The 8,963-nt window shown below is 40.1% G+C and carries 15 protein-coding genes; 13 read left to right on the top strand and 2 right to left on the bottom strand.

Annotated features, from left to right (window positions below):
* The first annotated feature begins 275 nt into the window (after positions 1-275).
* The 11 genes from BS63_RS0110000 to rpsR all read left to right on the top strand — a co-directional run bounded on the left by BS63_RS0110000 (position 276) and on the right by rpsR (position 5,138).
* Positions 276-500, top strand: coding sequence for a garvicin Q family class II bacteriocin (locus tag BS63_RS0110000; protein ID WP_002963417.1), 225 nt, complete (start codon positions 276-278; stop codon positions 498-500).
* A gap of 301 nt (positions 501-801) precedes the next feature.
* The gene (locus BS63_RS0109995) at positions 802-993 is read left to right on the top strand and encodes a bacteriocin (RefSeq protein ID WP_002963416.1); all 192 of its coding nucleotides are present in this window, start codon (positions 802-804) and stop codon (positions 991-993) included.
* A 293-nt stretch (positions 994-1,286) separates the two neighbouring features.
* A complete protein-coding gene (locus tag BS63_RS0109990) occupies positions 1,287-1,472 on the top strand; it encodes a hypothetical protein (RefSeq protein ID WP_019769836.1) in 186 nt (61 codons plus the stop codon).
* 21 nt (positions 1,473-1,493) lie between these two features.
* Positions 1,494-1,667, top strand: a complete 174-nt coding sequence (locus BS63_RS1000000112000; RefSeq protein WP_019769835.1) for a class IIb bacteriocin, lactobin A/cerein 7B family — start codon at positions 1,494-1,496, stop codon at positions 1,665-1,667.
* A gap of 82 nt (positions 1,668-1,749) precedes the next feature.
* Entirely contained in the window at positions 1,750-1,935 is a 186-nt protein-coding gene (locus BS63_RS0109980; RefSeq protein ID WP_019771033.1) for a hypothetical protein, read from the top strand.
* Positions 1,936-1,954: 19 nt separating this feature from the next.
* Entirely contained in the window at positions 1,955-2,128 is a 174-nt protein-coding gene (locus BS63_RS1000000111995; RefSeq protein ID WP_080651904.1) for a class IIb bacteriocin, lactobin A/cerein 7B family, read from the top strand.
* A gap of 460 nt (positions 2,129-2,588) precedes the next feature.
* The gene (locus tag BS63_RS1000000112170; protein WP_169447861.1) at positions 2,589-2,765 is read left to right on the top strand and encodes a hypothetical protein; all 177 of its coding nucleotides are present in this window, start codon (positions 2,589-2,591) and stop codon (positions 2,763-2,765) included.
* Positions 2,766-2,930: 165 nt separating this feature from the next.
* Positions 2,931-3,602 carry a TMEM175 family protein gene (locus tag BS63_RS0109965; RefSeq protein ID WP_002961575.1) on the top strand — a complete coding sequence of 224 codons (672 nt, stop codon included), beginning with the start codon at positions 2,931-2,933 and terminating at the stop codon, positions 3,600-3,602.
* 454 nt (positions 3,603-4,056) lie between these two features.
* Complete coding sequence (rpsF, locus tag BS63_RS0109960; RefSeq protein WP_002961573.1) at positions 4,057-4,347, top strand: 30S ribosomal protein S6; 291 nt, start codon at positions 4,057-4,059, stop codon at positions 4,345-4,347.
* An 11-nt stretch (positions 4,348-4,358) separates the two neighbouring features.
* Positions 4,359-4,841: a single-stranded DNA-binding protein gene (locus BS63_RS0109955; RefSeq protein WP_002961571.1), complete on the top strand. Its 483-nt coding sequence runs from the start codon at positions 4,359-4,361 to the stop codon at positions 4,839-4,841.
* A 57-nt stretch (positions 4,842-4,898) separates the two neighbouring features.
* Positions 4,899-5,138 carry a 30S ribosomal protein S18 gene (gene rpsR / locus BS63_RS0109950; protein WP_002961569.1) on the top strand — a complete coding sequence of 80 codons (240 nt, stop codon included), beginning with the start codon at positions 4,899-4,901 and terminating at the stop codon, positions 5,136-5,138.
* 429 nt (positions 5,139-5,567) lie between these two features.
* Here rpsR and BS63_RS0109945 read toward each other — a convergent pair whose 3' ends face one another.
* Together BS63_RS0109945 and BS63_RS0109940 are read right to left on the bottom strand one after the other, a co-directional pair.
* Positions 5,568-6,257 (bottom strand): DUF1129 domain-containing protein, encoded by a 690-nt coding sequence (locus BS63_RS0109945; RefSeq protein WP_002961565.1) that lies wholly within the window; start codon positions 6,255-6,257, stop codon positions 5,568-5,570.
* A 29-nt stretch (positions 6,258-6,286) separates the two neighbouring features.
* Positions 6,287-7,231: a magnesium transporter CorA family protein gene (locus BS63_RS0109940; RefSeq protein WP_002961563.1), complete on the bottom strand. Its 945-nt coding sequence runs from the start codon at positions 7,229-7,231 to the stop codon at positions 6,287-6,289.
* Positions 7,232-7,441: 210 nt separating this feature from the next.
* Between BS63_RS0109940 and gmk the strand changes: the two genes are divergently transcribed.
* Both gmk and rpoZ read left to right on the top strand, forming a co-directional pair.
* Positions 7,442-8,056, top strand: a complete 615-nt coding sequence (gene gmk, locus BS63_RS0109935; protein WP_002961561.1) for a guanylate kinase — start codon at positions 7,442-7,444, stop codon at positions 8,054-8,056.
* 22 nt (positions 8,057-8,078) lie between these two features.
* Positions 8,079-8,396: a DNA-directed RNA polymerase subunit omega gene (gene rpoZ, locus BS63_RS0109930; protein ID WP_002961559.1), complete on the top strand. Its 318-nt coding sequence runs from the start codon at positions 8,079-8,081 to the stop codon at positions 8,394-8,396.
* Positions 8,397-8,963 lie beyond the last annotated feature (567 nt).

The raw sequence follows: 8,963 nt of genomic DNA, 5'->3' as shown, positions 1-8,963 counted from the left end.
GACCTTAGCTATCAATCAAAGACCAAGAAGACTACTCAACTATCAAACAGCCTAGTCCCTCTTCAACTTGGTATCAGATAACAACTGTTGCACTTAACTTGACAATTCGGGAGAAAATTCACTTTCCCTTTTCGATTAATTTTTATCTCGGTTAAAAACTCCAAAATTGCTTGCTTTAGGCATTTTAGCCTGCTAAACTAGTCTTCGTCAGTCAGAAAAACTTCGGCTGACAAGAAATTATCGGGGCAGAATTCTGGCCAAAAGGAGATTTACTAATGAATACAGTCGCATTTGAAGAATTTGCAACAGTCGAAAATGATAATCTAGCGGCAGTCGCTGGTGGTGAACGCACTATATTTATGGAATGTGCTAACGGTTATTCCTACAGAGATGAGAATGGCCACTGGGGTTATCAAGTTACCAAGAGTCCTTTGGAAGCAGCTACGAATACTATTGTAAATAGTTGGGCTTCAGGTATTGCTAGTTTTGCAGCTTATTAAGAATTGGCTTCTATCCTAAAGCGGATTTAGCTTTACTGGGCTGATTAGTTTGTAAATTAAAATCAACTCTGTCTGGGGTTGATTTTATTTATTTTCAAATAAAAATATTCGAAAAAATTAAGGCACCACATCATTTGTATTGCTGAATCTTTAAAAACCTTAAAAATGCTTGCTAACAGAATTTAAGTTCGCTAAAATAGTTGTTATCAATTGAAAATAAATTCAGTTGATCAGTGACAAAACAGGTCAATTTACACGGAGTGAGTGAAAGGCCGAGTTAAATTTAAGGAGGGTATTCAACATGGATACAAGAATTTCAGAAAATTTTGAAGAAATGAGTTCAGAAGAATTGACAGCAGTCTCGGGAGGTTTCTTTCCAGAACCTCCGATCGTTCCAGTAATTCCTTACTATGGATTTGGAACTTTAATCGGTGGTGCAGTTGGCAGCCTTTATGGTAGTTTTGCTGGCAGTGGCAGTGCCAGTAAGTTTTAGAGACAGTATTCTCTAAAAATATAAACAATGATTTAATAATAAGGTGAGATCCGATTCTAGTTCTTTCTAGAGTTGGATTTTTGTATTTATTTTCAAATGATAATAATTCAGAAATTTTAGTAAACGTTATCAATTTTTTAAAATTTAATTAAGTCTCTCAGAATTGCTTGTCTATGTGCGCTCTATCTCGTATAATAATTACTATCAATTGAAAATAATTTCGATTGGTAAAAGAAGATAGGTCAATTACAGGAGTAGTAAGCGACCAAGCACTAAATAAGGAGGATATTCATATGAATACTATTGCATTTGAAAAATTTGAAACTGTCGACGCAAACAGTTTAATGGCTGTTGAAGGTGGCTGGTTCTGGGACAACTGGAAAGGTGGCGAATGGGCGCTAGCTGGTGCATGGGCACTTGGCCCTGGTACAGGTATCATTGCCACAGGATTCTACAACGGATACAATTCACACGGATAAAGAATATAGGAGATAAGAACAATGAAAGAAAATACTGCAATTATGAACTTTGATAACGTAACAGACGAAGAACTTCAAAAAATCAATGGTGGTATTATTGGAATTGATGATGTTGCTGCCATAGTTGGAATCTGCGCAGGTGCGTATGCCCTGTCTTATGGTGTCGGTCAGGCATGGTATACGATGACACACTAATTCCGATATTAAAGTAGTTTTTTTAGAGGCAGTCTCTCTAAAAATAATCGAACAGTGATCTAATAACAACAAGGGGATTCACATGAATACAATTGCATTTGAAAAATTTGAAACTGTTGACGCAAATAGTTTGATGGCCATTGAAGGTGGCTGGTTCTGGGATAACTGGAAAGGTGGCGAATGGGCGCTAGCTGGTGCATGGGCACTTGGCCCTGGTACAGGTATCATTGCCACAGGATTCTACAACGGATACAATTCACACGGATAAGATATAGGAGATAAGAACAATGAAAGAAAATACTGCAATTATGAACTTTGCTAACGCAACAGATGAAGAACTTCAAGAAATCAACGGTGGTATTCTCCCTATACTTGCTACTGCTGCTGTAGTTGGAATCTGCGCAGGTGCGTATGCCCTGTCTTATGGTGCCGGTGAAGCATGGTATAATATGACACACTAATTCTAACTCTAATTTTAGGGCAATTGAACCTTATTAATATAATGCTCTAGTTAGATAGAAGCAAAGAGACCTGTTCAGACTTGTTCTGGCAGGTTTTTTGCTTCTTTAAAAACTACTTATTTTCTTGAGTCTGGACTTTTAGATTATTTAAGCAGGTATTGGTTCATCCTCTACGCAAAAAGCAATCAGCAAATTTTTCGTTGATAGATTGCGTAAAACCAGCCCATTTCATAAGAGTAACAACATCTCCGAACAGAAATAGTTTAGAAAATTTAGCTGTCGTCTTCGGACGTCTTTTAATTTGGTTAAACCGCCCAAGATCACTTGCCTACTTGTGTTTTATTCCTTACAATATTTATTATCAATTGAAAATAAGTTCAGTTGATCAGTAACAAAAACAGGTCAAATTACATGAAGTAAAGTAGTAGATGACCAAGTAAAAAATAAGGGGGGGATTCACATGAATACAGTAGCATTTGAACAATTTACAACAGCAGAGCAAGAAGAATTAACAGAGATGGCAGGTGGCTTTGGACCTTTCGTTCCAGACCCTCCAATTCCATATCCAAATCCTATTCTTAGTGGAGCCATTGGAGCTTTAACGGGAGCTATCGGATATATTGGGTTTGGTGGGTAGCTGGAGCAGCTGAACTTTATTAATTAAAATAACTCTACTCCTCTAGCAAGATAAAATGAACCTGCTCAGATAGAAATCTAAGCAGGTTTTTATCCGCCTTGAAAATAGCTTTCTCCTATCTTATAATAGTAGGGTAAAAATAAGAGGAAGCAGGCTGTTAAGATTATGCTGGAAAATTTAACCAAAAAGTTTGATACCCTTAGTGATGGTCTCTACGCCATTATCATGACTATCTTGGTTTTGAGTATCAAGGTTCCTGATAAAATGAGTCAATTGCCCCAGTTTGGGACGGATATCCTTTGGTTCTTAATCAGTTTTATCATTATTGCCAATCAATGGTACCGTCGAGCTAGAACAATGGTTCTGACGGAAAAAATATCAGTCCCAATCATGACCTGGGATATGGTCAACCACATGTTTATCTGCCTAGTGCCCCTCTTCTTGCAGCTCCTGACTAAGTTTGAGAATTATTCCCTGGCGGTTTTGTCCTATGGGATTTTGATTACTGTTATTTCTATTTCCAGTAATTTCATGCTTTTTCGAGTGGGGATTAAGCAACTACATGCCGAAAGGGAAAAATCTAACACTGATTCCAACCGACCTAAGCCTGAAAGCAAAGGGGTGTTGATTCGCTTGGGGCTCCAGATAGTCCTCCCTTTTATTGGTATCTTGCTTCTAGCCTATGTCTTCCCTCACTTTGCCATCTTTATTTATATCCTGCTACCCGTCATCACCTTCATTAATAATTCGATGACAGAAAGGGACTTAACCAATCAGGATGTCCAAACCATGAGCGATTATATGACCTATCGCTTTGCTAAGAAGGACGATAAATGAGTAATCTTCTTTGATACCTTTATAAATTTTCTAACCCAATCCCTGATTAGGGATTTTTTAGGGCCTTTTTTCCTCCTACTTAGCTAAAATCGAAATCCGAAATTATTTTCAAGTAGAAAAATTATACTATAGCTTAATCTACAAAGGAAGTGAGTTAAAACTGATATTTTCGCCCTAGTGGAATTATCAGTGATGACAAAGATGTCACTGATACCGGAAGATTGAGAGAGATTTAGTCCGGAAGATTAAATCTGCCTGAGCCCAAAAACTAGAGAGCGAAGAAATATCAAAAATCATATTTTGAAGTTTGATGGTTCTCATTCCTCAGCTAATCGAAAATGACTTTATCCCTTGCAATCAGCCCCGTTTTCCTGTATAATAGTGTCTTGTGAGTATCCCTCACTTACCCCTTGCTAGGACTTGGGGTCATTAGACCAAAAGGAGGAAAATATCAATGGCTAAATACGAAATTCTTTATATTATTCGTCCAAACATTGAAGAAGAAGCTAAAAACGCTTTGGTAGAACGCTTTGACGCTATCTTGACAGACAACGGTGCAACTGTTGTTGAATCAAAAGATTGGGAAAAACGTCGTCTTGCTTACGAAATCCAAGATTTCCGTGAAGGACTTTACCATATCGTTAACGTTGAAACCCAAGACGCTCATGCTCTTAACGAGTTTGACCGTTTGTCAAAAATCAACAACGATATTCTTCGTCACATGATTGTTAAGCTTGACGCTTAAGAAGGTAAATTATGATTAATAATGTCGTACTCGTGGGTCGTATGACTCGGGATGCCGAGCTTCGTTACACCCCATCCAATCAAGCTGTTGCAACCTTCAGTTTAGCTGTTAACCGCAACTTCAAAAACCAAAATGGTGAGCGTGAGGCTGATTTCATCAACTGTGTTATCTGGCGTCAGCAAGCCGAAAACTTGGCCAATTGGGCTAAGAAAGGGGCTTTGATTGGGATTACAGGTCGCATTCAGACGCGTAATTATGAAAACCAACAAGGTCAACGGGTTTATGTAACCGAGGTTGTCGCTGACAATTTCCAACTTCTGGAAAGTCGTGCCACTCGGGAAGCTAACGGTACAGGTTCCTACAATGCTGGCGGCAATAGCTCATCAAACTTTGGTGGTGGCCAACAGCAAGCTACACCGAACTTCGGCCGTGATGAAAGTCCATTTGGTAATTCTAACCCAATGGATATTTCCGATGACGACCTTCCATTCTAAGTGGCTAGGACATGGACTTGTGCAAGCAAGTCAAAAATAAAATAAAGGAGAACAAACATGGCTCAACAACGTCGTGGCGGATTCAAACGCCGTAAAAAAGTTGATTATATCGCAGCTAACAAAATTGAATATGTTGATTACAAAGATACAGAATTACTTAGCCGTTTCGTTTCAGAACGTGGAAAAATTCTTCCTCGTCGTGTAACAGGAACTTCAGCTAAGAACCAACGTAAGGTAACAACAGCAATCAAGCGTGCTCGCATTATGGCTCTTATGCCATTCGTAAACGAAGATTAAAAAAATGGTCCAAGTGGACCGTTTTTTTCTTTGTTCCTAGAAACTAGAAAGCGCAAACAAGCCCCAGTGGAGCCAGAGTTCTTTTGATTTTCGGGAAGTCCGCTAAAATAGTTCACCGGACTATCTTACTTCTCTGCTCCAAGAAACAAGAGAGAGCAGACAGAGGACCGGTGGACCTTTTTTCTTTGTGCCTAGAAATTGGAAAACACAAACGAGCTCTGGTGGAGCGCTTTTTCTTTACACCTAGAAACGAGAAAGTGCAATCAGGCTTAAACACCTGTTTGTGCTTTGTGTCAAGAGATTTGGAAGCGCCAATTGATTTGGTGCCAGCCGGACCTCCCGAAAATAGGAGAGAGCAGCTCCTAGTGGGGTGAATTCGAAGAATATAAAATGGACCTCTCGGTTTGAAAGGCCCATTTTGTATTAGATTTATTTTCCGTTAGTATTCCTAGGTGCTTGAGTGGCAGCAAGGGCACTTTGGATATTGTAGCGCTTTTTCAGATAGTATCGGAGACCTAAACTGATAGCACCGATAATCATAGTAGCTAGTCCAGGGAGCACAGGGTTGAGGAATTTAGGGATTAAGGCTGTCAATCCGACCGCTAAAATCCAGAGTAGGGTAAAACCGGCCATATAGGCTAGAGACTTCCAAAGGCTAGGCCGTTCATCCTTGGGGTTGCCAGAATAGCGATAGACAAAGTGATAGAGGCCGTAGAAAGCAGCAGCACCGCTAAGAGCAATAACAAGGATTGAGCTAATCCCATAGACCTGTGCTGAGGTCTTACCGCTGGTTAGGTTGACGAAACCGTAAAAGAGCGAGAAGCCGCCAAAAAAGAGGAGACTGCTATCCATCCACATAAGCCAAGGATTTTTATTGGTAGCTGAATCTATAGCTTGACCGTTCTCAACAGTTTTAGTACTGAAGGATTTGGCCCAAGCGGTTGGGGCTCCTAAAAGGTAGCGGGCCGTATTTCCCTGCTTTTGATTTTCAATGATAGTCGGGAGAACCTCGTTAAAAATGGCTTCGATTTCTTCATCACTTTTGCCGTCTTTCTTAAATTGGTGGGTGGCAATAGTAACAAATTCTTGGTTTTTCTTGGTTAATTCTTGTAAATCCATGGTAGGATGACTCCAATCTAAGTAACTTTTTAGAACCAGCGTTTGCGGATGAAAAAGATAACGGCTGTGGCACTCAAGGCCGTGGAAATTGCAGCGATTACCCAAAAGGCGTGGGGCAGACCGTTGAGGGGAAGCCAGTTATTTTTGAAGTTCATCCCATAGGCTGAGAAGATAACGGTTGGAATATCCAAGGCCATGGTCATTAGGGCCAGGGTCTTCATAATGGAATTCTGATTGTTGGAAATAATGGAAGCAGACGTCTCTGTCATGATATTGAGGACATTTTCATAAATGCTAGCCATTTCGATGGCCTGTTGGGTTTCAATTAAGCTATCTTCCAAGAGATCTTCATCATCAACATATTTTTTTAAGCTGGAAGTATGACCTGATAATTTCTTGACGATACGCTCGTTAATCTTCAGAGACGCTTTCAGGTAAATAATGGATTTTTCTAGCTCCATCATATCAATTAGTTGTTCGTTGCGAGTGGCATCCTCCAGTTGAGCTTCGATACGGTCGCTCTGACGGTCAATGGAACGCAAGGCGGTCAGAAAGAGCTCGGCATTGCGGTAGAGGAGCTGAAAGACGAAACGCGTCTTCATAAAGGTGTAGAAGCCTCTAATTCGATGATTAAGAAATTTATCAAATAAATCCAAGGGCTCCAAACAGGTGGTAATCACCACATCCTCGGTCACCACGATACCCAGAGGAATAGTAACATAATAACTCTTGCCATTACGGTCCTCTTGGGTAGGGACATCAACAATAATCAGAGTATAGTTATCTTCAACACTAATCCGAGAACTTTCTTCCGCATCCAGCGGTGCTCGCAAGTCAGTAATATCAATCTTGAATTTTTCAGCAAGGCGAACAGATTCTTCCTGGGAAGGGTTCACGAGATTAATCCAAGCCCCTGGCTCGAATGTTTCAATTTCATTAAGTTGATTATTTACAGAAAGAAACATCTGTTTCATGAGAACCCCTCCTTGTGAATAATTTGCCTTTTAAGCATACCTTACCATTATACTATAAAAGGCTGCGTTTGTGGGAGTGATTTTCTTAAAAATTTTTAGTTTGAAAAGGCTAATTCTATCAGTCTTTTGTGAGTTCACAACCGGCTGGGTGCTTGATAAAAAGTGCTATTTTTGTTAAACTAAGGCATAAGAAATATTAAGGAGTCTACTATGTCCGAACGTGGATTGTTGATTGTTTTCTCCGGACCTTCAGGGGTCGGTAAAGGAACTGTTCGTCAGGAAATTTTTTCCACACCAGACCACAAATTTGAATACTCGGTCTCGATGACAACCCGTGCTCAACGTCCCGGTGAAAAGGATGGTGTTGACTATTTCTTCCGAACTCGTCAGGAATTTGAAGAATTGATTCGCCAAGGGCAAATGCTAGAGTATGCTGAATATGTTGGCAACTATTATGGGACTCCTTTGACTTATGTCAATGAAACGCTGGACAAGGGAATTGACGTCTTCTTAGAAATTGAAGTTCAGGGGGCTCTCCAAGTTAAGAAAAAGGTTCCAGATGGAGTCTTTATTTTCCTAACACCGCCTGATTTAGATGAATTAAAAGACCGCTTGGTAGGTCGGGGAACAGATAGTCAGGAAGTCATTGCCCAAAGAATTGAGCGTGCCAAGGAAGAAATCGCCCTCATGAGGGAATATGACTATGCTGTTGTCAATGACCAGGTGCCTCTGGCTGCTGAACGAGTTAAACGAATTATTGAAGCGGAGCACTGCCGTGTTGATCGTGTCATTGGTCACTATAACAAGATGATTAAAGATATTTAAGTTAGAAAAGAGAAATTGCCTTATGATGTTAAAACCTTCTATTGATACCTTACTAGATCGCATTCCTTCAAAATATTCACTCTGTATCCTGCAGGCTAAGCGGGCACATGAATTGGAAGAGGGGGCACGGCCAACTCAAGAATTTAAGTCTGTTAAGTCAACCCTGCGGGCTCTTGAAGAAATTGAGTCTGGTAATGTAACTATTCACCCAGATCCTGAAGCTAAGCGGGCTGCTGTTCGAGCACGTGCTGAAGCTGAACGTCTGGCCAAGGAAGAAGAAGAACGCAAGATTAAAGAACAAATCGCTAAGGAAAAAGAAGAAGAAGGCGAAAAAATCTAAGTTAAATCAGGTTGGTCATTTAAAAAAAGAAAAGAGGGCTGGGCAATCAAGTGCTCAGCCCATATTTATTGAAGCTGCTTCTTGAATTAGGGAGTAGAAAAAGCCTCTATAAATTAGAGCTCCTCCCTGCTTTATGAAAGTGCAGAAGTATCTAGTGGTTTAATCTAACCGAATTTTATACCCAATTAAAATCAAAGTTAGCATCTTTGATACTTTCTAACGTAGCAAGCTCATCAGCGATTAAAAATCACTGATGAACTACGGTAATCGCTATGGCGACTTACCTAGCTACCTTACTAATTCCCTTTTCAAAATAATATCGATTTTGAAAAGGGAATGTCGTTTAAAAGTGCGGACGCAAGAAGAAATTATCCAGTGGATGATTTCTTGGAACTCACGTAGTTTCATTACGACACGAGGTTAGGCTAGCCGATTTTACTGGCCTAACCGAGTTAATCAGGGGGCTAGTCAATTTTCGTAGAGATTGGCGTTAGATATTTGCTACTTTAGTAGCTGATATCTTTGCCCCGTGATAAATTTTGAGCCCTTCGCTCTCTAATTTTTAGG

The sequence above is a fragment of the Streptococcus sobrinus DSM 20742 = ATCC 33478 genome (genome assembly GCF_000686605.1).
In the GTDB taxonomy this organism is placed as follows: Bacteria; Bacillota; Bacilli; order Lactobacillales; family Streptococcaceae; genus Streptococcus; species Streptococcus sobrinus.
This window is presented reverse-complemented; position numbering and strand designations above follow the sequence as displayed.